Source organism: Marinifaba aquimaris (assembly GCF_013328345.1).
Taxonomy (GTDB): Bacteria; Pseudomonadota; Gammaproteobacteria; order Enterobacterales; family Alteromonadaceae; genus Marinifaba; species Marinifaba aquimaris.
In genome coordinates, this window is the sequence record NZ_JABULX010000004.1 from 117,583 (window position 1) to 142,002 (window position 24,420).

Annotated in this window: 23 protein-coding genes; 13 read left to right on the forward strand and 10 right to left on the reverse strand. The window is 38.8% G+C overall.

From position 1 onward, the window contains the following. Positions 1-11 precede the first annotated feature (11 nt). The 11 genes from HR060_RS04200 (at position 12) to rluF (ending at position 12,311) form a co-directional block, all read left to right on the forward strand. Positions 12-1,223: a DUF2066 domain-containing protein gene (locus tag HR060_RS04200; protein WP_174199025.1), complete on the forward strand. Its 1,212-nt coding sequence runs from the start codon at positions 12-14 to the stop codon at positions 1,221-1,223. Positions 1,224-1,254: 31 nt separating this feature from the next. After that, positions 1,255-1,962, forward strand: coding sequence for a DnaA regulatory inactivator Hda (gene hda / locus HR060_RS04205; RefSeq protein ID WP_174199026.1), 708 nt, complete (start codon positions 1,255-1,257; stop codon positions 1,960-1,962). 123 nt (positions 1,963-2,085) lie between these two features. Next, positions 2,086-2,553 carry a GAF domain-containing protein gene (locus HR060_RS04210; protein WP_174199027.1) on the forward strand — a complete coding sequence of 156 codons (468 nt, stop codon included), beginning with the start codon at positions 2,086-2,088 and terminating at the stop codon, positions 2,551-2,553. Positions 2,554-2,565: 12 nt separating this feature from the next. Further along, entirely contained in the window at positions 2,566-2,835 is a 270-nt protein-coding gene (locus HR060_RS04215; protein WP_174199028.1) for a hypothetical protein, read from the forward strand. Positions 2,836-2,853: 18 nt separating this feature from the next. Further along, positions 2,854-3,534, forward strand: coding sequence for an RNA chaperone ProQ (gene proQ, locus HR060_RS04220; protein WP_174199029.1), 681 nt, complete (start codon positions 2,854-2,856; stop codon positions 3,532-3,534). A gap of 17 nt (positions 3,535-3,551) precedes the next feature. Further along, positions 3,552-5,576, forward strand: coding sequence for a carboxy terminal-processing peptidase (gene prc, locus HR060_RS04225; RefSeq protein ID WP_174199030.1), 2,025 nt, complete (start codon positions 3,552-3,554; stop codon positions 5,574-5,576). A 20-nt stretch (positions 5,577-5,596) separates the two neighbouring features. Further along, positions 5,597-6,967 carry a sodium-dependent transporter gene (locus HR060_RS04230; RefSeq protein ID WP_174199031.1) on the forward strand — a complete coding sequence of 457 codons (1,371 nt, stop codon included), beginning with the start codon at positions 5,597-5,599 and terminating at the stop codon, positions 6,965-6,967. A 105-nt stretch (positions 6,968-7,072) separates the two neighbouring features. Beyond that, the gene (gene nhaC / locus HR060_RS04235; RefSeq protein WP_174199032.1) at positions 7,073-8,533 is read left to right on the forward strand and encodes a Na+/H+ antiporter NhaC; all 1,461 of its coding nucleotides are present in this window, start codon (positions 7,073-7,075) and stop codon (positions 8,531-8,533) included. Between the two features lie 77 nt (positions 8,534-8,610). Then, positions 8,611-11,232 (forward strand): aminopeptidase N, encoded by a 2,622-nt coding sequence (pepN, locus tag HR060_RS04240; RefSeq protein ID WP_217434864.1) that lies wholly within the window; start codon positions 8,611-8,613, stop codon positions 11,230-11,232. A gap of 12 nt (positions 11,233-11,244) precedes the next feature. After that, entirely contained in the window at positions 11,245-11,466 is a 222-nt protein-coding gene (locus tag HR060_RS04245; protein ID WP_174199034.1) for a DUF2835 family protein, read from the forward strand. Further along, the gene (rluF, locus tag HR060_RS04250) at positions 11,466-12,311 is read left to right on the forward strand and encodes a 23S rRNA pseudouridine(2604) synthase RluF (RefSeq protein WP_174199035.1); all 846 of its coding nucleotides are present in this window, start codon (positions 11,466-11,468) and stop codon (positions 12,309-12,311) included. The genes HR060_RS04245 and rluF overlap by 1 nt, the downstream gene beginning before the upstream one ends. A gap of 52 nt (positions 12,312-12,363) precedes the next feature. Here rluF and HR060_RS04255 read toward each other — a convergent pair whose 3' ends face one another. From HR060_RS04255 to HR060_RS04275, 5 genes are all read right to left on the reverse strand, one after another. Continuing rightward, positions 12,364-12,996 carry a nucleoside-binding protein gene (locus tag HR060_RS04255; protein ID WP_246283076.1) on the reverse strand — a complete coding sequence of 211 codons (633 nt, stop codon included), beginning with the start codon at positions 12,994-12,996 and terminating at the stop codon, positions 12,364-12,366. A gap of 106 nt (positions 12,997-13,102) precedes the next feature. Further along, complete coding sequence (locus HR060_RS04260) at positions 13,103-14,392, reverse strand: ATP-binding protein (protein WP_174199036.1); 1,290 nt, start codon at positions 14,390-14,392, stop codon at positions 13,103-13,105. A gap of 9 nt (positions 14,393-14,401) precedes the next feature. Continuing rightward, positions 14,402-15,097, reverse strand: coding sequence for a response regulator (locus HR060_RS04265; RefSeq protein ID WP_174199037.1), 696 nt, complete (start codon positions 15,095-15,097; stop codon positions 14,402-14,404). Next, a complete protein-coding gene (locus HR060_RS04270) occupies positions 15,097-15,492 on the reverse strand; it encodes a DUF3019 domain-containing protein (protein WP_174199038.1) in 396 nt (131 codons plus the stop codon). The genes HR060_RS04265 and HR060_RS04270 overlap by 1 nt, the downstream gene beginning before the upstream one ends. A gap of 9 nt (positions 15,493-15,501) precedes the next feature. After that, a complete protein-coding gene (locus tag HR060_RS04275; RefSeq protein WP_174199039.1) occupies positions 15,502-16,362 on the reverse strand; it encodes a MipA/OmpV family protein in 861 nt (286 codons plus the stop codon). A gap of 357 nt (positions 16,363-16,719) precedes the next feature. Here HR060_RS04275 and hemH point away from each other — a divergent pair, with 357 nt between their 5' ends. Then, positions 16,720-17,739, forward strand: coding sequence for a ferrochelatase (gene hemH, locus HR060_RS04280; protein WP_174199040.1), 1,020 nt, complete (start codon positions 16,720-16,722; stop codon positions 17,737-17,739). Here hemH and HR060_RS04285 read toward each other — a convergent pair. Next, the gene (locus HR060_RS04285) at positions 17,736-18,755 is read right to left on the reverse strand and encodes a sterol desaturase family protein (RefSeq protein ID WP_174199041.1); all 1,020 of its coding nucleotides are present in this window, start codon (positions 18,753-18,755) and stop codon (positions 17,736-17,738) included. The two genes, hemH and HR060_RS04285, sit on opposite strands and share 4 nt — an antisense overlap. A gap of 6 nt (positions 18,756-18,761) precedes the next feature. After that, complete coding sequence (queC, locus tag HR060_RS04290; protein WP_174199042.1) at positions 18,762-19,433, reverse strand: 7-cyano-7-deazaguanine synthase QueC; 672 nt, start codon at positions 19,431-19,433, stop codon at positions 18,762-18,764. Between the two features lie 73 nt (positions 19,434-19,506). On the opposite strand from queC, the gene queE reads away from it, so the two are divergent. Further along, a complete protein-coding gene (gene queE, locus HR060_RS04295; protein WP_174199043.1) occupies positions 19,507-20,187 on the forward strand; it encodes a 7-carboxy-7-deazaguanine synthase QueE in 681 nt (226 codons plus the stop codon). On the opposite strand, the gene HR060_RS04300 is transcribed toward queE, so the two are convergent. The 3 genes from HR060_RS04300 to HR060_RS04310 are packed head-to-tail and all read right to left on the reverse strand — an operon-like array spanning position 20,184 to position 24,340. Beyond that, on the reverse strand, positions 20,184-20,579 hold the full coding sequence (locus tag HR060_RS04300; RefSeq protein WP_174199044.1) for a response regulator: 396 nt from the start codon (positions 20,577-20,579) through the stop codon (positions 20,184-20,186). The two genes, queE and HR060_RS04300, sit on opposite strands and share 4 nt — an antisense overlap. A gap of 11 nt (positions 20,580-20,590) precedes the next feature. After that, a complete protein-coding gene (locus HR060_RS04305) occupies positions 20,591-23,257 on the reverse strand; it encodes a hybrid sensor histidine kinase/response regulator (protein WP_174199045.1) in 2,667 nt (888 codons plus the stop codon). A gap of 9 nt (positions 23,258-23,266) precedes the next feature. Further along, positions 23,267-24,340 carry a polyamine ABC transporter substrate-binding protein gene (locus HR060_RS04310; protein WP_174199046.1) on the reverse strand — a complete coding sequence of 358 codons (1,074 nt, stop codon included), beginning with the start codon at positions 24,338-24,340 and terminating at the stop codon, positions 23,267-23,269. Between the last annotated feature and the right edge of the window lie 80 nt (positions 24,341-24,420).

Here is a 24,420-nt window from a genome sequence, read left to right on the forward strand (position 1 = left end):
AATGAGTTGATATGTTTACAAAATACTCAATTATCGTTTGGCTTTGTTGTTTGTTATCTCCTTTTATGGCCAACGCGATAGAAATTAAAGGTCTATACCAAGATTCAGTCACAGTAAGTGATCAGTCTTTGGCATCAAGAAAAGTTGCCTATAAAGAAGCGCTATCTAATGTACTAATTCGCGTGTCGGGTTCGCTGGATATAATAAAAAGCCCTGCAATCAAGAAGGTTTTAAGCAAATCGACTAAGTACCTGTCGCGTTATCAATACGTCACTAGAGATGGAATCGAGTTGATTGAAGTCTACTTCAATGCCAATGCCATCAATCAAGTACTGAGAGACAATGGTTATGCGATATGGGGCGCAAGAAGGCCATTAATTTCGACGTGGATTGCTGTCCAAAGGGGTGGGGATAGACAAATCTTATCAGAACAACACAGTCTTAATTATACCGATATCCAGCCATTAGCAAAAAAACGCGGCCTGCCAGTATTACTGCCTTTGATGGACTTTGAAGATGCCAATAATTTAAGTGTTTCTGATATTTGGGGGGGATTTGATGATGTTATGTGGCAAGCCAGTCAACGATATCAGCCTGACCTTGTCGCTTACATTAAATTGCAACAAGTCGATCCTGCTGAAGTGAGTCTTAGAATGAATGAAGACGTTTCAGATGTCACTCGTTACACTAATGATGAGTTCTTTTTTCAAGATGAAACTCTGCTAGATGAAAATTCAGAACAAGTTGAAGAGACTCATTTTAACGATGCGTTAGGTGAAGAGCCAGTTGTGGAGAAAAAGTGGTACATTCAAATGAGCGTCATCGGTGGTGATAAAGTACATTCTTTTGAACAAGCGGATGCCAGTGATATGCCAACCGCGATAGCACAAGGCATCAACTGGTTAGGTGACTTACTAGCAAAACAGTATGCCGTTGCAGCGAATAGTATCAGTATTGATGATCAGCAACTTGAAGTCACATTTGCAAACACGCATGCAATTTCGACAATAATCCAGATTGAATCGTTTTTACAATCGTTATCTGCAGTCTCTAGCGTACAAATAAAGCAAAAAGACCAAGACGGTGTTAGCTATCAGATCAAGTTAATTGGTGAAGCAATCGATTTATTAAATGCTTTAGAGTTGGATGAGCGAGTAGAAAAAATTAAATTTGAATTTGCTGAAGACTCACCTAAGCCTTACTATTTTTCTTGGAAAGGCTAAGTGTTAGAATTGCTTTTAATGAAGAATATAGGTGAATAGTTTGCAGTTAACGATGGATTTTGCGCTCGACAAAGAAACGAGCCTTGCAAATTACTATACCTTCGGTAATGAGGACTTGCTCAATCAGCTAAAGGCTTTTGTTAAGGAGCCTGCTGAAAAGCCTGCTGACGCATTACTTTTTTTACACAGCCCGACTGGCTGCGGTAAAAGCCACCTGCTGCAAGCCCTATGTCAGTACGCTTATGAGATCGGCATCAGTAATCAATATTTGCCACTACACGTTTTCAGTCATTATGAAGTTGAAGCAACGATGGGAATGGAACAATTCCCCTTGCTACTCATTGATGATATCGATGCATTGAAGCACAACCCTGCCTGGCAAGAAGCCATTTTTGATTTAATTAACCGCGTACTAGAAAAGCAAGGCAAGATTATTTTTGCCGCTGATAACACGGTTGAAAACTTGGGGCTTTCTCTACCTGATCTGATATCAAGACTGCAATGGGGCCAAACTTGGGCGCTGACTCCTCTTGATGATGAATACCAAATTGAAATGATGATATTTAGAGCAAAATGTAAAGGCATGACATTAAGTGATGAAGTTGCTCAGTACATACATACTCGTTTAAGTCGTGACCCTAAGAGTATTATTCGCTGCTTAGAAAAGTTAGACAAAGCATCATTAGAAGAGCAAAGACGTTTAACAATACCTTTTATCAAGCAACTTATGCGATGGTAATTGACTAAAAAATAACTGATTAACACGATAAATGCCGTTTTACAGGCTCAAAAAGCTAAAACTTGTTTCAATTGAAAGCAATAAAGTCTAAATTAGGCGCTTTATTTTCGAAAAGGTTTACTGATGACGGCCGTTTTGTCACAGCAATATCAAGCTTGGGATGCAGAGTTAAACGCTATTTTGGAGAGCGAAGAAGATTTCATCGCCAATTTAGCCAATATTTCTGCATGGCTAAATATGAAGTTATCACAAATAAACTGGGTAGGCTTTTACTTACTCAAAGGTGAAAATTTGGTGTTGGGCCCTTTCCAAGGGAACCTTGCTTGTACACGTATCCCTTTGGGGAGAGGTGTGTGTGGAACAGCTGCTGTGACAGATAGCATTATGCGTATCAAAGATGTTCATCAATTTGACGGACATATTGCGTGTGATACAGCAAGCAACGCCGAGATCGTTTTACCCATTCATCGCAATGGGGAAGTGGTTGCGGTTTTGGACATTGATAGTCCTGTCTTTGAGCGCTTCAGCGAAGAAGATGAAAAAGGCTTAGCCCAATTAGTGAGCACAATTGAAAAACATGTATTTATCTGAAGGCAGATACAAATGAAAGAGTTTGTTGAGATCCATGACTTTTTAGCATCACCGTCTTCACTGAGTGATTGGCACGAAGATGCAGAGTTAGCAGCAGACAATTTAAATATCGCTTTGCACTTTATCTACGAGCGCAGCGATGAAAATATAGACGCTAATCGATTAGCCGAGTTATTAGAGAATGCATTTGTTTTGCTTTCTCAAAATGAATATTTATCCGAATTTGAAAACACAGACGAAATTTCTGATTGGGTTGAACAGTATTTAAATGATCAACTCTAATTAGATATTGGTGAAATTATGCAACAAAATGATCAAGAACAAGCTGCTGAAGTAGCAGCTGAAGACAACAAAATTAAAGACTTAAATTTAGTAATTAACTATCTAGCAGAGCAATTCCCAGAGTGTTTCACTGAAAAAGGTGATGCTAAGCCTCTGAAAATTGGTATTTTTAAAGATTTAGTTGAGCGTTTGAATGACGATGAGAAGGTTTCTCGTACGGTATTGCGTTCTGCTTTACGTCGTTATACCTCAAGCTGGCGTTATCTTGAATCGATCAAAGAAGGCGCTTCGCGCGTAGACTTAGATGGTAATGCGGTTGCTGAGCTTGAAAAAGAGCACATTGAACATGCTCAAGAAGAGTTAGCAAAAAGCAAACAAGCTGCTGCTGAGCGTCGCAAGCAACAAAATGCTAAAAAGCGTCCTGCGGCTAAAAAGCCAGTTGGTGATAAGGGCGATAAAAAAGCTAAATCAAACTTTAAAAAACCGGCTAAAAAATCTGCGTCATCTGCTTCTGTTAAAGTCAAGAAGCGCAGAAACATTGATGTAGGTTTATATGAAGGCAAGCTTGTAAAAGTACAAGCAGATGATGCTACTGCACCTGTTGCTGCTACTGTTAAAGAAATCAATGATGATCAGGTTGTTTTGCAAACGTTTGGTGGCGTTGTAATGACGACGGAGAAGAAGAACATTATCGAATAATTAAGGATTAAATGCAGATGATCAAACTCAAACGCATTGTATGGGGATTAAGCTTAGGTTTAGTATCCGCAACATGTTTAGCGCTTGATGCTAAAATTGCTGTTGATGAAATACCTCAGCTATCACAGGAGCCACAACACGATACGGCTACTAAGCGAATTGTGAGTTACTTCACTCGCTCCCATTACAAGAAAATTAAGTTAGATGATGCATTATCCGAAAAAATATTCGATCGCTACATTCGTCAACTTGACTACAATAAACAATTTTTTACTCAAGCTGATGTTGATAAATTAGCCAAAAATAAACGTCTATATGATGATGCTTTGTACCAAAGCGAGCTAACGCCTTTTTACAAAGCTTTTTATCTTAATCAAGTAAGACGATACGAGCGTTACCAATACGCGTTAACTTTACTTGATAAAGAGATGAAGTTTGATGTAGCAGGCGAAAAGTATTTTTATGATCGCCAAGATTTACCCTGGGCAAAAGATAGCAAAGAACTCGATGAGCTCTGGTATCAAAGGGTAAAATACGACATATTGAATTTGAAGGTAGCTGGTAAAGAGTGGCCTAAAATTCAAGAGCTGTTGTCAAAACGCTACAACGCTGCCATTAGACGTTTAACGCAAAGCCAAAGCGAAGATGTCTTCCAGCTAGCTATGAATGGTTTTGCTCGTTCAATTGAAGCACACACTAGCTATCTTTCACCTAGAAATGCTGAACGTTTCCAAATGGATATGAAATTATCCTTGGAAGGCATTGGTGCCGTGCTTTTTATCGAAGATGATTACACCATTATTCGCTCACTTGTCCCGGGTGGTCCAGCCGATAAAACAGGTAAAATTAAACCAGAAGACAAAATTATTGCAGTTGCACAAGAAGATGAAGATTTTGTTGATGTAATTGGCTGGCGTTTAGATGATGTAGTCGATTTAATTAAAGGACCAAAAGGTACTGAAGTTCGATTACAAATCGTTAAAGGTGATAGTGCCAGTAATCAACCCAAAGAAGTGACGATTATCCGCGATAAAATTAAGCTGGAAGATCGCGCTGCTACCTCTGAAATTTATACACCTAAGGCCGGCGAGTATGCTAACCGAAAGCTAGGCGTTATCAGTATTCCTAGTTTCTACCACAATCTTTCTGCTGATGTTAAAAAAGAGTTAGAAACGCTAAAAGACGAAGATATTGAAGGCTTAATCATTGACTTGCGAGGCAATGGTGGTGGCTCGTTAACCGAATCAATCTACTTAACAGGCTTATTCATCGAACGCGGCCCTGTTGTTCAGGTGCGCAATCAAACGAACAAAATTGATGTTCATAAAGATACAGATCGCAAAGTCCAGTATAAAGGCCCGATTGTTGTAATGGTTGATCGCTACAGTGCTTCAGCTTCAGAAATTTTCTCTGCTGCGCTTCAAGATTATGGACGCGCTGTAATAGTCGGTGAAAACACTTTCGGTAAAGGAACGGTTCAACAGCACAAGTCTCTCAGTAAATACCATGATTTACACCCCAAACCGCTTGGGCATATCCAATATACTTTTGCGAAGTTCTACCGCATTAACGGTGGTAGTACTCAAAATAAAGGGGTGACACCTGACATATTATTCCCAACGCCGATTGATGCCGCAGATTGGGGTGAGTCGAAAGAAGAAAATGCACTTCCTTGGGATAGCATTGCAAAAGCTAAATACAAAACAATTGGAAGTGTGACAGCTGAAGTTGAAAAGTTAACGCTAGCACATCATAAGCGTATTAAGACCGACCCAGAGTTTGCTTATATTTTTGAAGATATCCAAGAGTATCAAAAATACAAAGATAAGAATTATGAAACGCTTGTTGAAGCAGAGCGTCAAGCTCGCCGCGATGAATTACAAGCGTTGAGATTGAAACGAGCAAACGAGCGACTTGCCCGAATGGGTAAAGAAGCGGTGAAAGATTTAGAGGACTTGCCAGAAGAATTGAGCGAGTTAGACCCTATCTTAGATGAAACGGCTCTCATTACATTTGATTATATTCAGTTGTTAAAAAAATAATAAAAATCCAGGTTAGTTAAATGTCTAGTAACAAAGCCTCAGTGCATGGCCAATGGTCAAGCCGTTTAGCTTATATTTTAGCGGCAACCGGTGCTGCTGTTGGTTTAGGTAATATTTGGAAGTTTCCATATATAGTAGGTGAGAACGGCGGCGGTGCGTTTGTTCTCGTATACTTAGTTTGTATATTACTTATCGGTATTCCTGTCATGATGGCTGAAGTCATGATAGGTAAGCGCGGTCGAAAAAGTCCTAGTAATGCCGTCAGAGCATTAATTGCAGAAGCAAAAGCTAAACCATTTTGGCGGCTTACAGCATGGATGGGTGTAACTGCTGGTTTCTTGATCCTTTCATTTTATGCTGTTATCGCAGGCTGGGCATTTGCTTATATCTTCAAAGCTGGCAGCGGAGAGTTTGTCGGTAAAGATGCCGCACAAATCGGTGAAATGTTTGGAAATTTCATCAGTAACCCACATGAGTTAATGTTTTGGTCATTTTTGATATTAGCGATGACTGGTGTGGTAGTTGCCAAAGGTGTTCAAAAAGGTATTGAAAAAGCGGTTGGTTATGCCATGCCCGCTATGTTTATTTTACTTATCGTTATTGCTATATATGCGGCAAAATATGGTGACTTTGCTCAAGCGTTTAACTTCATGTTTGCGCCTGACTTTTCAAAGCTAACCATCAACGGTGTTTTAGAAGCACTAGGTCATGCTTTTTTCACTTTGAGCTTAGCTTCTGGTGTAATGATGATGTACGGCGCTTATTTACCAAAAGAGACGTCTATTTTTAAAAGCTCTATCTGGATTGCAATTGCAGATACTGTTGTTGCACTGATCGCTGGTTTAGCTATCTTCCCGATTGTTTTCGGTAATAATATGGAAGCTGGTGCGGGTCCTGGTTTAATTTTCCAAACCTTGCCGATCGCTTTTGGTCAAATGCCGATGGGGATCCTATTTGGTACCGTCTTCTTTGTTATGCTGGTATTTGCTGCGTTTACTTCTGCTATAGCGTTAATTGAATCATCGGTTGCTTGGTTAGTTGAGCGTTATTCATTCAGACGTTGGCAAGCTGCTATGATTTCAACCACTGTCCTGTGGTTGTTAGGTGTAGGTACTATTTACAGCTTTACAGAAGCAAGTTGGACTCAATTTACTATCTTCCCAGAGCAAAAGACTTTCTTTGATAACCTTGACTACTTAACTTCTAAACTATTATTACCATTAGGCGGTTTGATGATTGCTGTGTTTGTTGGATGGGTAGTGGATAAAAAAGTTGCCAAAGAAGAGATTGATTTGAACGAAAAAGCCTTCAAATTATGGCACTTTGTGCTGAGCTACGTCGCGCCAATCGCTATAATTTATGTATTTTTACACTTAATCGGTTTAGCTTAACAATCAAGTAAAGTGAATACTTTTACTTGCTTGGCATAATTAAGCCATTGAGCAATTTACAAAACGAACAAAAAAGCTCGGGTAACCGAGCTTTTTCTTATTGATATGACAGAAACAAGTTCTATTCGACCTGCCACTTTAAAAGATGCGCTAGTTCCACTTATTAGTTTATTTATTTTATTGGCTTCATCCGTTATCTTATTTAGTGATGACTCTTCTTATGGGCCAAACCAAATTGCACTGATTCTGAGTGCTTTTATCGCTTCGTTAATGGCGCTAAAAAATGGGTTTAAATGGAAAGATATTGAACAAGCCATGATAAAAGGGATCTCACTATCGATGGGCGCTATCCTTATCTTATTGGCAGTAGGTGCTTTAATTGGTACTTGGATTGTTTCAGGCACAGTGCCAACTCTTATCTACTTTGGTTTATCTTTGTTATCTCCGGCTTTTTTCTATACCGCAGCTTGTATAATTTGTGCGGTTGTCGCCATCAGTATTGGTAGTTCCTGGACGGTAGCTGCAACTATAGGTGTGGCACTAATGGGTGTAGCACAAGGCTTAGGTATGGATCAGGCAATTACCGCAGGTGCTGTGATTTCAGGTGCCTATTTTGGCGATAAAATGTCACCTTTTTCTGATACGACTAACCTAGCGCCTGCCGTTGCAGGCTCGGAGCTTTTTTCTCATATTCGCTACATGGCTTGGACGAGTATTCCTAGTTTAGTGATCAGTTTAATTTTGTTCACTGTCATTGGCTTTTTCTCTGAAGGTGGAGTTGAACCTGAGCAAATTGGCCAAATGAAAGCATCTTTATCAGCAAGCTTTAATATTGGCGTGGCTATGTTAGCGCCATTAGGTGTGCTGTTATTCTTGGCTTTCAAAAAAATGCCTGCCTTTCCTGCTGTATTTTTAGGTGCATTAATTGGCTGTGTTTGGGCTGTTATCTTTCAACCACAAGCGCTTAGTACACTTACAGGTAGCGATGCCGCGCTTGAGCAATTTAAAACCCTGTGGGCTATCTTGTTTGATGGTGTCGTAATTGAAACTGATAGCGCTGATCTTAATGACTTGCTAAGCGGCGGAGGCATGTCGAGCATGCTTAATACGGTCTGGCTAATCATTTCAGCCATGATATTTGGTGCTGTTATGGAAAAAGCCGGTTTTTTACAAGTTGTCATTCAAGCTATTGTAAGTCGTGTCAAAACAATTGGTGGTCTTGTCAGCTCAACAGTAGCAACATGTGTAGGTTCTAACTTAGTCACTGCTGATCAGTATATTTCGATCGTGATGCCTGGTCGCATGTATAAAGAAGAATATGAAAAACAAGAGTTAGATAATTTAAATCTATCAAGAACACTTGAAGATGCAGGCACTTTGTCTTCTCCGCTTATTCCTTGGAATACTTGTGGGGCATATATGCATAGTGTTCTTTTAGTCCATCCTTTTGAGTATCTATTCTTCTGTTTCTTTAACTTATTAAACCCAATTTTAGCTATCATCTATGCTTATGTAGGTTTTAAAATTTTACGTATTAAGCCTAAAAATCAGGCCGCGAGCGCTTAACCTGAAAATAACACTAAGCGATTGTCCAAATTTATGGGTTAACAACACGTTAACCCGACTAATTTAAAATGAGTACTATGAGTAATTCTTCACTTCCTTCAGCCCAATATTTAAAAGATTATCAAGCGCCTGTTTTTGGTGTAGATACGATAGAGTTAACGGTATTTTTAGATGATCACAAAACAAAAGTGATATCTAAAGTTCGCTATCTAAAGCAACTTGAAGGTGAACAAGTTTTAAGGTTAAACGGCGAACAGCAAACTTTACTTGAAGTGAAACTTGCTGGTGTGACGCTTAATGCCGAGCAATACCAATTAACGGATGAAGAGCTTGTTATTACTACCCATTTATCCGAGTTCGAATTAGAAATTACCACTGAAATTGATCCGGCTAATAATTCATCATTGGAAGGCTTATATAAGTCAGGTGGTGCTTTTTGTACACAGTGCGAAGCGCAAGGATTTAGGAAAATTACTTATTACTTAGACAGACCTGATGTACTGGCTAAATATACTACGCATATTATAGGTAATAAGAGTATTTACCCACATATGCTATCAAATGGCAACAAGATTGAAGAGGTCGCATTAGACGATGGTTTAACCAAGGTCACATGGCAAGACCCATATCCAAAGCCTAGTTATTTATTTGCACTAGTGGCTGGAGATTTTGATGTACTAGAAGATAACTTTACGACGGCTTCAGGCAGAAAGGTTGATTTAGCTCTGTTTGTTGATAAAGGAAATTTGAGTCGTGCACCATTTGCTATGGAATCATTGAAAAAGTCTATGGCTTGGGATGAATCTCGCTTCGGACTCGAATATGACCTTGATATATATATGATTGTTGCGGTTGATTTCTTCAATATGGGCGCGATGGAAAACAAAGGACTTAATGTCTTTAATTCAAAGTGTGTGTTAGCAGATAGTAAATCGGCGACAGATGCTGATTACCTTATGATTGAATCTATTGTCGGGCATGAGTACTTTCACAACTGGACAGGAAACCGCATTACTTGCCGTGATTGGTTTCAACTGAGCCTGAAAGAGGGGTTAACGGTATTCAGAGACCAAGAGTTCAGTATGGATCTTGGTTCGAGAGCTCATAACCGAATTGAACAAGTAAAAGTGATGCGTTCACATCAATTTGCTGAAGATGCAGGGCCGATGTCACATCCTATTCGTCCTGAATCCGTCATTGAGATGAACAACTTTTATACCGTTACGGTTTACGACAAAGGTGCTGAAGTCATTCGTATGTTACATAGCATTCTTGGTGAACAAGGCTTTCAAGCAGGGATGAAGCTGTATGTTGAGCGTCACGATGGCCATGCTGTAACTTGTGACGATTTTGTTGCTGCTATGCAAGACGCAAATACTGAACACGATTTAACGTTATTCAAGTTATGGTATAGCCAAAGCGGTACACCAAATGTCAATGCTAATATGCACTATGACAAAGCGAATAAAAAATTAACGATTAAGTTATCACAAGTGACAGCGCCAACTGCTGACCAAGTGGATAAAAAAGCTTTACATATTCCAGTTAATACTGCTTTTTTTGATCAAAGTGGCCAGCCGATGAACCTAGGCGGTCAATATCAACACGTATTAAATTTAACTGCAAATGAGCAGACGTTCGAATTTGAAAGTGTTGAGGAACAACCATTGGTTTCTTTCTTAAGGGATTTTTCTGCACCTGTTCAATTTAGTTTTGATTACAGTGATGAAGAGTTGACTAAGTTGATTATTGCTGAAACCAGTGATTACACACGCTGGGAGTTAGCTCAACAGCTTTATATAAAACACATTAAGTTGGCAGTGAGTAATAATGATTATGTATTCCCTACTGCTATTCTAACTTGCATCGAACAAGTGATAGGCAAAGACTCGGCCGATCCTCAAATTACAGCGGAATTACTAAAAGTTCCGGGTTTTTCGACGTTATTAGCAGAATACAAACATGCTGATGTTGACGCTATCTTAGCTGCTCAAGACAAATTCACTCGTTTTTTAGCTAATGGCTTAGCAAATAAACTAACGAAAGTAATTGCTGAAAATGCACCAAGCGAATATATATTTAACGCAACTGCGATGGCTAAGCGTGCATTTAGAAATGCGGCATTAAACTTACTAAGCTACAGTGATGACAAGCAGGTAGCAGATTTAATATCTAACCAATATTATCACTCTGATAATATGACTGATAGTTTAGCTGCGTTAAAAGCCGGTTCAACTAAAGATGACAGCCTGTTTAAAACGTTGATGGCTGATTTTGAGAATAAATGGACAGGCGATCCACTTGTCATGGATAAATGGTTAGCACTTTGTGCCAGCCATGAGCACCAAGACGTACTTGCTAATATTCTCGAGCTTGAATCACATCGTGATTTTACTTTGGATAATCCAAATCGTGTTAGAGCGCTATACGGTAATTTTGCGATGAACAACCCAGCACAATTTCACCGAAAAGACGGTGCTGGCTATCGCTTTTTGACGGATAAGTTAATTCAATTAAATGAGATTAACCCACAGGTTGCCGCGCGATTGATCACCCCTTTAATTCAAGTGGGAAATTTAGACGGTGCGAGAAAACTTGTAGTTAAAAAAGAACTCACACGTTTGAATAACACGCCTAACTTATCTAAAGACTTATTTGAAAAAGTCACCAAGTGTTTGGAAACAACACTCGCCGGATAGTATTAGATGTCGATGCGAGAGTTTTTTTTCAGCTTAGATATATCCGTCATGGACTGTGAATTGTTATACACAGGCCAGATACAAAACGTAAATGCGGTTGCCCATAACGGGCTAACCGTTCGTTTACCAGCTGCTAATTTAAGGCCTTTTGTCACTCAAATTGGGATCAAAGGGGTATTTAGAATGTTGGTTGATGAAAACAATAAAATCCAATCTTTTATACAAGTGAAATAATGGAACAAGGCAAACGATTAAATAAGTTTATCAGTGAGACAGGGTTCTGCTCTCGTCGTGAAGCCGATAAATACATTGAGCAAGGTCGCGTTAAATTAAATGGTTCAATACCCGAGGTAGGGACAAAAGTTCAACCTAAAGATGTCGTTACTATTGATGATAAGCCATTAAAAGCCAAACCAAAATTTGTATATCTTGCCTATAACAAGCCCGTTGGGATCACTTGCACCACTGAATCAAAAGTTAAGGGCAATATCGTTGAGGCCGTTGGCTTTCCTGAGCGTATTTTTCCAATTGGTCGGTTAGATAAACCTTCTGAGGGACTCATTTTTTTGACCAATGAAGGGGATATTGTTAACAAGATTTTGAGAGCAGGGAACAATCACGAAAAAGAATACGTGGTCAGCGTCGATAAACCTATTGATGATAGTTTTATTCGCAAAATGTCACGAGGTGTACCTATTTTAGATACGGTTACTCAGCCGTGTAAGGTGAAAAAGTTAGCAGCAAAACGTTTTAATATTGTTCTTACTCAGGGTTTGAATCGTCAAATTCGACGCATGTGTGAATATCTTGGCTATGAAGTGACCAAATTAAAACGCGTTCGCATTATGAATGTAAAACTGGCTGATTTGAAACCGGGTCAATGGCGTCACTTATCTGAACAAGAAATGCATCAAATTACCCATGCTGTCGAATCGTCTGGTAATACAGAAGAACACTCGAAGTTTCCTCAACAAAAAGTAAATAGTAAACCAAAGCGGATAGATAAAAAGAAATCAACTAAGAAGTCATTTTCTCAATCTGTGAAAGCATCAGGTAAAACGTTAAGTTTAAAACGTTAAACTAAATCAAAGCAATGCAAACGTCAGTTCAATCATGACGTTTGCAAGGCATTTAGAAATGATACTTGATTAATAAGTTAGCATTTTTTTCATCTACCCCATCAATTCCAAATTTGTTTTGCCAATACACATACTCCACCCCTAAGTACAATTTTGAACTCAAACCTAAATGTGGCGCTACATTATATTTTAGCTGTGACGTTAGATTCATACTCGATTCAGCATTAGCTGTTGATGTGGTGTAATCCATAAATCCATCGTAATAAAGTGGGCCTACAGGTACGCCCCAAGATAAGGTCAACTGCTCATTGTTATTTGAATTATCGTTGTTTCGAGCGAACACACTGACTTTAAAAAAATCAAAGTGACTGATGTTAATATCGGTACTGAGGCCAAATAAATAATGAGTAAAACCGTCGCCGATTTCAGCAGACGGCGCCAAATATAAGTTTTGAATAAAACTTAATTGGGCAGAAGATATTTTTAGTCTAGGTGCCCATTCTGCATAGGTTTCTGTATCGTCATTGTCTGATTCAAGCCTGTCCATAAAGAAGAAACTATCTCCCCAATTGGTAGCTGCAGCATGTTCAAACGTGATGACTTGGCGATCAGGATCACCAACTTCATAATGGCTACCTTTTAGGTAGGTAATACTAAAATCTGACCAAATGGTTTTTGCAAGCATGTTAGGGCTGAAGCATATCAGCCCCAAAATCAGGCTTAATTTAATCATAGTAAGCGACTGTTAATTAGTAGGTTTTAACAGTATAGGAAAAGATTTCTTAACTAGCTTATTGTTTTTGGTATGGAAAAATTAAACTGAAAGAGGCGCCTGATAAATCCTTTGATGCACCAATTGATAATTGAGCTTGATGCCAACTCGCAATACGTTCAACAATCGCTAGCCCCATGCCGTGCCCTTTGTAGTTAGAACGACTGTGATCGCCTCTGTAAAAAGGTTTCGTTAATTGACTGGTATCAATATCGGCAAAACCTTTACCATCATCCTCAATTTGCCAAACTGCACCGTCTATCGTTTGTTCAACACTAATTTTGATGTGCTTTGATGCGTGATTAATGGCATTTGAAATTAGGTTAGACAATTGCATCGATAAGTAATTAGCATCTGCTGATATTTCAACTATGGGCGTTTTTTTAAGTAATTCGATAGTAATAGCGGTTTGTTGTTTATCGATTAATCCTTGGGTTAAATCAATCAGATTGGTCTGCTCTAAATTCAGTTTGATATCAGAGCTGTCTAATCGGGCAAACTGTAACAGTGTCTCAATGAGTGCCTCCATATCGGCCAAATCATGGCTTAGTCTTTGGTGGTAGGTTTCTTTTAGGGCTTCATCCTGACAATCCGCTAACATATCTACACCAAAATTTAATCGCGCCAGTGGTGTTTTTAAGTCATGAGAAACGGCTCTACTAAGTAGTTTATTATCCGCAATCAAGGACTCAATTTTATCAGCCATTCGATTAAATTCTTGTTCAATCGCTTGGATATATGACCATGAATGTGACTTGATTCGTTGGTTAAGATCGCCTTTGCCAAAAGCTTTAGTAACTTGGTTAAGTGTCATCAAGCGTCGAATGAGTGGGTAAATCCACACCATCAGCACCAAAACGATGCCGAAATAGAAAGTAGCAGTGAGTAAGTAATTGATAAGTTTGTCACTTGATTCGTGTTCAAGCGGTAAGGTTAAACTCAGCAGTAATTGGTAATTTGGAATATTTAGGTAAATAGAGACATCATCTTCACTAGCCAGTAAAACGGGTTGGCCTGAAAGAATTTGTTCTTGAAGTGTGGCTGGAAGCGGTAGCGTATTAAAATCTTGTAATTGCAGCGTGTATTTAGTGTGCGTCGGCCAATTCTCAATTAAATGCTCAAGCTCTGACTTTTTGTGTAAATTGTTTAAGCTGTAGGCTAAATCGGTAGCTAGCGATTGGTAGATAGCAATATCATCGGGTAGCGCCTGCTCGTTATCTAAAGTTAGATAAATTTGACTGATTAACCAACCTAAGCAGAATATGCTGGTAATAACAACAACGATTAAAGAGCCAATTAGCTTTTTCATTAATTTGTATTACCAAGCACTAGGTGTGAACAAATAGCCTTTGCCGCGAACGGTTTTAATTTTGGGGTTTTCGGCAACGTTATCTTGAAGTTTTTTTCTCAATCGAGAAATGCGAATATCAATCGAGCGGTCAAAACCGTCATACTCGAACCCTCTAAAGTGGCTTAATAAATCATCGCGACTAACTACTTTGCCTGCATTTTCAGCTAAGTACCACAACACCTCAAACTCGTTAACAGTAAGGTTCACCATCTCGTTTTGGTACTGAACTGTTTTATTATCCGCATCTATAAGTAAGCTTCCAAAAGACTTGGTATTACTGTCTTGTACTTCTGATTCACTGCGTCTTAACAAGGACTTAATTCTAGCCAGTAACACTCTTGGCCTTATCGGCTTGGTGAGATAATCATCTGCGCCAAGCTCTAGTCCTAGAACTTCGTCAGTTTCCTCACTACACGCTGTCATCATAAGGATTGGATTGGTGAATGTACTTCTTACGGTTTTACATATATCAAACCCATTGACAACGGGAAGCATAATATCCAACAAAACCAAATCCGGATTATCTGACTCAATTAACTCAAGAGCGGTATCACCCTGACTTGCCAAGCTGACCGTAAAATTCTGTTGAATTAAATAATCACAAATCCATTGAGATAACGAAGGGTCATCTTCAACAACAAGTATATGCGCTGGTGTGTTCATTAAAATAGCCTCCATCCGCTTGCACTTTTACGTTTTGACTTATAAACCCAAGCAACGGTCACTTTAGATTCTGCTAGCGTTTGGCCTGATACTTTATGTCTTAGTTCAAACATTTGGCTCTGTGTCGCTTCGAACTCAAACTCAAACTGATGCTGCCTTGCATGCCAGCAGCTGATTTCTTGGTTATTTTGAAAAATGCAGTACTCTTCATTACTCGGAACAAGCGCTTCAATCGACAGTGTTTGATAACAAGTTTGACCTTGGTGAAGGGCAATACACTTTTGTGGCTTTATTTTTAACAGGCTGCGATCACTGGCAGCAAAAACCGATGAGGTTAAAAAATACAGCATGACGGTTAGCAATAGCTTCGTTTGGATAGTTAACTTTCTCTTCATGCTCAACACCTAAAAAACATAAGTTATTGAGTTGATGACGACAAATTCGTAATCGTCATCAATCAGAGGGCTATTACTTATCGTGCTATCAAGCCACTTGTAACGGGCAAAACTACGATATACCCAATTTTCATTGATTGGGTATGAGACACCAACTTCAGCAGATACATTAAAGCTATCTTTTGCTTCATAAGGGGTATATTGAAGTACTGCTTCGTCCTGTGAAATACCGTACCAATAGTTATTGGTTTTTTCACTGGTGTACTCAAGGCTGAAAATTCCGTGATAATTCCAATTGCGATATTGCCAGTTTCTACCGAATCTAATGGTGCTGACTACACCATTACTTTCGTATATGTCGGTCACTAAACGATATTGCATGACAAAGTTATTGAAGTAACCCGTCAGTCGAATTCCAGCACCGGCAAATAAAGTGTCACGTTCGTCTAGATACTCTAATTTTTCTTCGTCTGTGGGGAATTCTTTTTTTTCAAATTCATCGGTAAATTCAGTATCTACCTTGCCAATCACACTGCCAGCTAATAAGTCTATGGTCCAATTATCAATATTGGCTAATGTGTAACCTAAATTTAAACCGTCTGAGGTATTGTGATCGGCTTCGATAAAAAATCCGTTGTAACGATAATCACCGGACATGATAAGCCCTGCGACAAACCCGTCATCGTAATCATCGCTCGAGAGGATTCTTGGGTTTGAATAATAACCGGCACTGGCACCGAGCTCGAAAAAACCGCCATTTTCATCAACCGAATTTTGGCCTGCACGTACATCACTGGCAATGTCGCCTGCATGCACGATATGTGAGAGGGAGAGTAGTAGCGATAGCCCGCTAAACAAAAACTTTTTCATTATTATAATCTGAGGAAATCCGTGCCTATTCAGCTAGATAGTGTAGCTAAGATACTGACTCGGTTTATGTAACCTTTTGTATCTATGGTCTAAAAATACTGCAAGTAATGCAATCTTGATACGATAAAGTTAGCAATAAAAAAGGTATAAAACACTTAAAATATGTCATCAATACTTTCCCACTAAGGATAGTGACTTTGATTACCAATATTTATTGTCTTTAAATCCATAATCCTCTTTTAATTAATTGTTTCTTTGACCTTTATTAAGAAACAGAAAATTATCTATTAAACAAAGATCGGCTAACGTTATAATAACGTAAGTATGCAGGTTTGAATTAATTATAAAGAGATAATCATGTCACGTTACCGAGGACAAACAGAAGCAATCCATAAACAATCGGCAAAAACAGGTGTTCTATTAACGAACTTAGGTACGCCTGACTCTCCAACTGCCCCCGCGTTACGTCGATACTTAAAACAGTTTTTATCGGACCCCCGTGTGGTTGAGATTCCAAGATTGGTTTGGATGATCATTTTGCACGGTATTATATTACGCGTCAGACCCAAAAAGTCAGCCAAGCTTTATGAAAGTATATGGACAGAAGAAGGCTCACCACTGGCTGTAATTAGCAACAAGCAGAAAGAAAAGCTAGCCACACAAGTTAAAGCTAAATACGGTGAAGATATCGTCATTGACCATGCTATGCGTTATGGTGAACCCGCAATAGGCACTGCTTTAAGTAAGATGCAAGCGCAAGGGGTTAACAAGGTCATTGTACTTCCACTTTACCCGCAGTATGCAGGCCCAACTACGGCATCAAGTTTCGATGCAGTTACACAAGAAATTAAAACTTGGCGATGGATACCATCTCTGCATTTTATTAACACATACCATGACAACCCAAAGTATATTGATGCAATGGCTAGCTCTATTCAGGAGCATTTCGATAAACATGGTAAACCTGAAAAACTCGTACTTTCGTATCACGGCATGCCAAAAGCATTTCTAGAGTGGGGGGATCCATATTATTGTTTTTGCCACAAAACAACACGTCTGATTGCTGAGAAACTCTCTTTAAACGAAGAAGATTTTGTTATGACTTTTCAGTCTAGATTCGGTAAGGCCGAGTGGTTAAAGCCATACACAGATGAGACTTTAGAATCTTTAGCAAAAGCAGGTACAAAAAAATTAGCGATTGTTAGCCCAGCTTTTAGTGCAGATTGTCTAGAAACATTAGAAGAGTTAATCAGTGAAAACAAAGAAGTCTTTATCGAAGCTGGTGGTGAAGAGTATCACTATATTCCTGCTCTCAATGATAGAGACGACCACATCGACATGATGTTATCGCTTGTTGAACCGCACTTAAAATCTTAATTTTCTTGTTTCATTACTTTCGATAAACGCGCAATGCGTTTATCGAAAATACTTTTTATACACCTTGCACTATCCGCAAACGGCTGCCAATAAAGCTTAAAGATACTGGCGTGTAGATCGTCACTAGCACCTGCCACGCCCAAACGTAAGTTTTTTGGCTTAGCTACGGTGTTAGATTTAATTAAACTGCCTACCCATTTATCCCAGATTGCTAACGCGGTGCCAAAGTTTGCGTCAAAGTGCTTAGGATCTGAACTGTGATGTATTTGATGTTGAGCTGGACTAATCAGCCAACTTTCAAGCCAGCTTGGCCAAGTGAACCAGATATGTGAATGTCTTAAGTTGGAACCCAACACGTTAAAAACAAAAATAAATAAATTCGCGCCTAAAATATCCACCATTTTCAATGTGGGGCCAAATAAGTAGTAACACAGCCCAACAGCCAATCCTTGGGCAACAGTCATTCTTAATGCATATAAGAGATTCTCAATTGGGTGACTTCGATAAATGGTCATGGGGGTGAGTACTTTTGCAGAGTGATGAACTTGATGAAATGACCACAAAAATGGAATTTTGTGTAATAAGAAATGCAGTAAAAAACGACTAAAGTCATCAAACAAAAATAAAACGAGCGTAAAGGTAAGTGCTACTGTTGTGGCAGATGTAGAAATAAAGCCATGAAAACCAAAAGTATTTTCAAGTATGTCTGAAAAGCCAATTGCGATGGGTGTCATGCTAATCAGCAAAGGTGCGATCAGTAAGCTTTTGATGAATTTATTAGAAAAAAACAGGATATAGTCCTGCTTTGCAGTCTTTGCTAACCAAACGCGCTTAGGGAAGAGAAATTTAAGAAAGTTAGCAGATGGCTTGGTTTTATAAAAAACATAAAAAGCCATCAGTACCGCACTGATTAAATAAACGGAATAGATACGTTTATTGGCATCGAATAAATAACTGGATAAGTCAGTTAAATTGCTATTTAAAAACGTGACTACCACTAACCAGATATCTTGCATTGAATTTTAGCTCTCGTAAGGAATTGGGTCCGTTGCTTGGTTTTCTGCAAATGCTTCTAATCTTTCCTGGCAAGCACCACATTGGCCACACGCTTTCTCTCGGCCGTTATAGCATGTCCAAGTCAGTGAATAATCTAGTCCCATTTTTAATCCATCGGTCAGAATATCGATCTTACTGTCATTTAAATACGGTGTTACGATGTCAACTGCTTCATAGTTTGCAATTTGGCAAACATCTTTCATTTTTTGAACAAATTCTGGTCGGCAGTCTGGGTAAATAGCGTGGTCGCCAGAGTGGGCACCATAATAAACCTTGGTTGCTTCTAACGATACTGCATAACCTACGGCTAAAGAGAGCAAGATCATATTTCGATTAGGCACTACAGTAGACTTCATGGATTCTTCTTCGTAGTGACCTTCGGGGATATCAATATCGTCAGTTAATGAAGAACCTGCAAGTAGCTGATTGATAGCGCTGATATCAATGATTTTATGTTTTACCCCAAGTTTCTGACAAGCTAATTGAGCGTAATCCAATTCTTTTAAATGACGTTGACCGTAATTAAACGATAGGGCATATGCTTCGTAGCCCTGATTAATGGCTTTGTTGAGAACCGTAAAAGAGTCCATGCCGCCAGAATAAATGACGACAACTTTTTCAGAAGATGAGGCTGACATAGTTTAATTATCTTGCATTAGGTATAATAGCTAAATTGTACGCTAAGTTTAAATTCAGTAAAACGGTTTTGATATGACTGCAGTAAGCTACCCTGTAAACGAAATTTTTGAAACAATCCAAGGTGAAGGCCAATTTACCGGTGTGCCATCTTTATTTGTTCGATTACAGGTGTGTCCTGTTGGTTGTTCTTGGTGTGATACTCAACACACCTGGTACAAAAATGATGAGCAGAAAATTGATATTACCGATTTGACCACCAAAACCGAAGACAGTCCTACTTGGGCTGAAATGACTTCTTTTGAAATTCTCGATTTTTTCAAAAAGCAGGGTTATACCGCTAAACATGTCGTTATTACAGGCGGTGAACCTTGCATGTATGATTTAGTTCCATTTACCAAGTTGCTCGAAGCAAATGGTTATCAATGCCAAATTGAAACAAGTGGAACATTTGAAGTGAAAACATCAACGGATACCTTTGTGACTGTTTCACCGAAAGTCGGGATGAAAGGTGGCTACGATGTATTACAATCAGCATTGCTCAGAGCAAATGAAATCAAACACCCAATTGCTAAACAAAGCCATATAGATGAGTTAGATACATTATTAGCTGATTTACCGGCTAGTTATCAAGCTAAGGTGTGTTTACAGCCAATTAGCCAAAAACCTAGAGCAACAGAGCTGGCTATTGAAACCTGTATTAAACGCAACTGGCGCTTATCGATTCAAACTCATAAGTATTTAGATATTAGCTAGAAAATCTCTATACCTAAATTCTTAATGGTAGAAACCAGTTTCTTTGGTTTATATGGCTTTACAATAAAACCTTTAGCACCAAGCTCCATCGCTTTTTTTACATTGGTGATGGTGCTATGCGCACTGACAATGGCCACCTTAGCTTCAGCATCGAGTTTTTTTAAGTCGACCAGTACATCTAAACCATTTTCTGTTTCCAATTCAATGTCTAGGAATACGATATCCGGTTTGTCACTTTGGTATTGATTTAACGTCTCGGCAGCGGTTTCTGCTTCTGTGAAATTATCAAAACCTAGCTCATTGAGCATGTTTTTGAGAAAATCGCGCATTAGCTTTGCGTCATCAACGATGAGAATTTTTTCCTTTCTAGAAACTACATTTTCAGTTTGCACAATCGTCCTTCCTATCTGCATTCTTTATTGATGTTATCGACACTTTGGGCAATCTTGTCAAGTTGATGAAGAATAACAGTGTCGTTTGATTCTTTAGCTAAACGTTCTAAATCGGTTGCTAAGAGGGTAAGCTCCGGAAACCCCATACTCGTAGCCGAACCTTTAATTTTGTGAGCTTCACTGGCTATCTTATGCCAATTTTGATGATCCGCTAACTGATAAAGATCAGTCACTAGTTTGGGTAAACTATGTTTAAATTCTAAACTGAGATTTTGATATTGGTCACTGGATTTGAGTTTTTGCTCATATTCCGATAACTGATTGGCAATTACGGCATCAGGTGATAAGTATTTTTGTATCGTTTGATACAGCTTTTCGGTATCTATGGGTTTAGCTAAACTATCATCACAACCAATGGCCTGATACTTACTGATGTCCGATTTCATAAAGTTAGCAGTTAAAGCAATGATAGGTTGATCAAAGCCTGTACTTCTTAACATTTCAGTCGCTTCAATACCTGACATTTGCGGCATCTGCATATCCATCAAAATTAAGTCATAATCTTCTGCTAGAGCTGATTCTACGGCTAATAAACCGTTTTCGACTACATCAATATGAATATTCAACGGTTCGAGTAACAGTAGGATAAGCGCTTGGTTATCAGGATTATCCTCGGCAACCAAGATTGATTTATCACTTAAATCTATTTCCGTTTGGCAAAGAGATTGCTGAATTTGTACTAAATCTGGTTTGGTGAATATTGGCTCGGCACTAGAATCCACATGATTTATTTTTAAGGTAAAAGTACTACCTCTAAATTTTTCGCTCTCTAATGTCAGCTCATAACCAAGTGAATCGGCCAAATGCTTACTGATGGCCAAACCTAAACCTGTACCACCGTAATTTCTTGTGGTAGATGAGTCTGCTTGAGTAAAAGGGTTAAATAACTCTTGCTGCTCAAGGTGACTTATTCCAATCCCAGTATCAACGACATCTATCTGTAACTGACTTTGCTGAGTTAACCAACTTACACAAATAGTCACACTGCCTTTTTCAGTGAACTTGATGGCATTTGAGGCAAGATTAAATAATATTTGTTTTAGTCGAGTAGGGTCCGTTTTGATTAATTTTGGCAGTGGGAATTGATATTCAAATTTGAAGTCTAGCCATTTAACTTCAGCTTTACTGCGGCAGTCATTTTCAATATCTTGCAGTAATTCAAACACTGATGTGTCGATGTTTTCGAAGGCAATTTTACCTGCTTCAATTTTAGATAGATCTAAAATATCGTTTATTAACGTTAACAAGTGCTGACTGTTTTTCAATACGCGATTCATGGAAGATTGCGCTAATTCTGGCTGCTTTTCCTGTTTTATTGCTTGTTCTGTAAAGCCTATGATTGCGGTGAGCGGTGTTCTAATTTCATGACTCATGTTAGCCAAAAAGCGCGATTTTAATTTGTTGGCTTGCTCGGCATTTTTGGTCGCCGTCATTAAGTCTTGGTTGGCTTGTTGTAATTCAGTGGTCCGTGATTCTACTTTCTCTTCAAGGTGGTTTTTGTAGTGCTCAAGCGACTTTTTACTCGTTAAAATCGAACTGACCATTTTGTTAAACGACAAAAATAGCGAGCCGATTTCATCTTCTTTTTTCACTTTTAAACGAATGGATAAATTACCATCTGCAACATCTCTACTTGCTTGGCTCAATTTAGATATAGGGGAGAGTAAGTAGCGATTGATCATGTTAAAGGTCAGAATACCCGCTAGCATGATCATTAATACTGATAAGAAAATGGTAGCCATTGAAAGTTGGCGACTGTCTTTGTAAATGACGTCTTTAATACTGCCTGACACCAAGTAGTAATTAAATGGTAAGGCTTTAGCCTGAAACAGTCGCAATTGATTGTTATAGCTTATTTCTATTAGCTCATTTTCTTTAGACGAACTAATGAGTTTATTGAGTAAAAACTTAGGAATTGAGTGAAGTAATCGTTCTTGTTCTCGGTTGAAATAGACTAAGCCGTCTTTGTTGATAATAAGGTTACTGCCGCCTTCATCAGTCGTTTCCATTACCACTTTTTTAATGACTGACGGGTCAATGGTGATGACTAAATATCCCCATAGCTCTCCTTGCAGTTGCCTACCTGAAGGTGAGATCTTAAGTAGTTTTTTTACGGCATAAAGCGCTGTTTTATCATTATCTAGGTTTTTATCTAACGTTAAAAATTCATCTTTATCCGATAATACCGCTTTTTTGAACCACATGGTGTTTGATTCATTTTCAGTAGTGTTATTAAGCAAGTTGGCAGTAAATCGCGCATCTTCTGTGCCGTTAGCTTTGACCAGTCGAATCTCATAGAAATGTTGGAATGCAGAGCTGTAATCGGCAAAAAGGTTTAACAGAGGACCTAAAGCTATCGAGTATCGTTCTGATTGCTGATCTATCCTTAAATAGTGCTCTAAGGTATCTGATTTAGAGAGTAACGTCAGTGTTGAAAGCGTTTCTACAAAATGGTTTTTGATGGCTTGAGTTTGTTGAGAAAGTTGGTTATCGATTCGAGATTTAGCCTGTGCTTGAGCACTGATAGTTGTTAAATAATAAGCAAAGCCACCTAGTAATGACATAGGTAAAACGATCATCGTCAAAACAAATATAAGGATTTTTTGCTTTAATTTCATCTGGCTAAGTTAATCTCTACTACGAATATCTAATTGATAAAGGATTTGACTATACACGGTTTGGAACATTTTTAGTGCCTCTGTGGGCAGTTGCTGATTAAACTCTGATTGTGCAACTGTTTCATCAGGCAAATAAATTGAGGTATTGTGTAAGATTTCCGGTTTAATAAATGCTTTTGCTGCTTTATTTGGCGTCGCGTAAAAGAGTTGCTCAGAAATTATTGCGGCGACTTTGGGTTGATTGATGTAGTTAATAAACTCGAAAACAGCCTGCTTGTTTACAGATGATTTCATCACTGCAAGGCAGTCTAACCAAAGCAATGAGCCTTCATCAGGAACCACATACTCTAGGCGATTATCTAAATTCTTCAAAAAGATAGCGTCACCGTTATAACTCATCGCAAGCGCCACATCACCTGATATCAGCTCAGAATTAGCTGACAGCTCTAGCGCACCGTAGCTGCTAACACTTGGGAGTTGGCGATAAAGTAAATTACCCGCTTGTTTAATATGCTCTGGATCGTTGTCATTGACTGAACGGCCAAGGGAAAGAAGGGCAGAGCCAAGTAGGTCGCGAGAGTCTTTTAGAAGCTTAGTTTTTATATTCGGGTTGGGGTTGGGTAAAAAGAATTCACGCCAGCTAGTAGGAGGAGTACTGACTAAGTCTTTTCGATAAATAATGACCACTGAACCCCACAGGTAAGGTACGCACTGGTGTTGAGTTTGTTGAGCGATTTTTGCCCATCGTGTATCAAGGTATTGAAGGTTTGCAGCTTGTTTTTGTGAAACGGTTTCTAGCCAACCACGTGAAGCGTAATTCTCTAATCTGAATAAACTCGTCAAGACAATATCAAATTGTTTGCCAGCTGTTGAGTTGAGTAAAGCCTCTTTGGTTTCGTCTGTTTCAAAGTAATGTTGCTTTACTTGAATACCAGAGAGTTTTTCAAAATCTGTAACAACTGATTCAGGCAGGTATTCAGGCCAAGTCAATAGCGTAATGCGCTTGTTGGCTTGAGCAAATACTGAACTCGACTGGACTAAAATGATGAATAAAACTAATTTTAGGAACAGAGTAAACTGCATTTTTTTGAACCTAATCCTTAGTCTAGAAAAATTAATTTTTTTCAATTGTATAACATTAAGTTAAATAAAACAGGCTTTTG

What these genes read in the sequence shown, in the direction of transcription:
- HR060_RS04265 (WP_174199037.1), bottom strand. Translation starts at nt 15,097, where the DNA reads ATGAACACACCAGCGCATATACTTGTTGTTGAAGATGACCCTTCGTTA.
- HR060_RS04275 (WP_174199039.1), bottom strand. Translation starts at nt 16,362, where the DNA reads ATGAAAAAGTTTTTGTTTAGCGGGCTATCGCTACTACTCTCCCTCTCA.
- queC (WP_174199042.1), bottom strand. Translation starts at nt 19,433, where the DNA reads ATGTCAGCCTCATCTTCTGAAAAAGTTGTCGTCATTTATTCTGGCGGC.
- HR060_RS04270 (WP_174199038.1), bottom strand. Translation starts at nt 15,492, where the DNA reads ATGAAGAGAAAGTTAACTATCCAAACGAAGCTATTGCTAACCGTCATG.
- prc (WP_174199030.1), top strand. Translation starts at nt 3,552, where the DNA reads ATGATCAAACTCAAACGCATTGTATGGGGATTAAGCTTAGGTTTAGTA.
- HR060_RS04260 (WP_174199036.1), bottom strand. Translation starts at nt 14,392, where the DNA reads ATGAAAAAGCTAATTGGCTCTTTAATCGTTGTTGTTATTACCAGCATA.
- nhaC (WP_174199032.1), top strand. Translation starts at nt 7,073, where the DNA reads ATGACAGAAACAAGTTCTATTCGACCTGCCACTTTAAAAGATGCGCTA.
- pepN (WP_217434864.1), top strand. Translation starts at nt 8,611, where the DNA reads ATGAGTAATTCTTCACTTCCTTCAGCCCAATATTTAAAAGATTATCAA.
- HR060_RS04230 (WP_174199031.1), top strand. Translation starts at nt 5,597, where the DNA reads ATGTCTAGTAACAAAGCCTCAGTGCATGGCCAATGGTCAAGCCGTTTA.
- proQ (WP_174199029.1), top strand. Translation starts at nt 2,854, where the DNA reads ATGCAACAAAATGATCAAGAACAAGCTGCTGAAGTAGCAGCTGAAGAC.
- HR060_RS04215 (WP_174199028.1), top strand. Translation starts at nt 2,566, where the DNA reads ATGAAAGAGTTTGTTGAGATCCATGACTTTTTAGCATCACCGTCTTCA.
- hemH (WP_174199040.1), top strand. Translation starts at nt 16,720, where the DNA reads ATGTCACGTTACCGAGGACAAACAGAAGCAATCCATAAACAATCGGCA.
- HR060_RS04310 (WP_174199046.1), bottom strand. Translation starts at nt 24,340, where the DNA reads ATGCAGTTTACTCTGTTCCTAAAATTAGTTTTATTCATCATTTTAGTC.
- HR060_RS04210 (WP_174199027.1), top strand. Translation starts at nt 2,086, where the DNA reads ATGACGGCCGTTTTGTCACAGCAATATCAAGCTTGGGATGCAGAGTTA.
- queE (WP_174199043.1), top strand. Translation starts at nt 19,507, where the DNA reads ATGACTGCAGTAAGCTACCCTGTAAACGAAATTTTTGAAACAATCCAA.
- rluF (WP_174199035.1), top strand. Translation starts at nt 11,466, where the DNA reads ATGGAACAAGGCAAACGATTAAATAAGTTTATCAGTGAGACAGGGTTC.
- HR060_RS04200 (WP_174199025.1), top strand. Translation starts at nt 12, where the DNA reads ATGTTTACAAAATACTCAATTATCGTTTGGCTTTGTTGTTTGTTATCT.
- HR060_RS04305 (WP_174199045.1), bottom strand. Translation starts at nt 23,257, where the DNA reads ATGAAATTAAAGCAAAAAATCCTTATATTTGTTTTGACGATGATCGTT.
- HR060_RS04285 (WP_174199041.1), bottom strand. Translation starts at nt 18,755, where the DNA reads ATGCAAGATATCTGGTTAGTGGTAGTCACGTTTTTAAATAGCAATTTA.
- HR060_RS04245 (WP_174199034.1), top strand. Translation starts at nt 11,245, where the DNA reads ATGCGAGAGTTTTTTTTCAGCTTAGATATATCCGTCATGGACTGTGAA.
- HR060_RS04255 (WP_246283076.1), bottom strand. Translation starts at nt 12,996, where the DNA reads ATGCTTGCAAAAACCATTTGGTCAGATTTTAGTATTACCTACCTAAAA.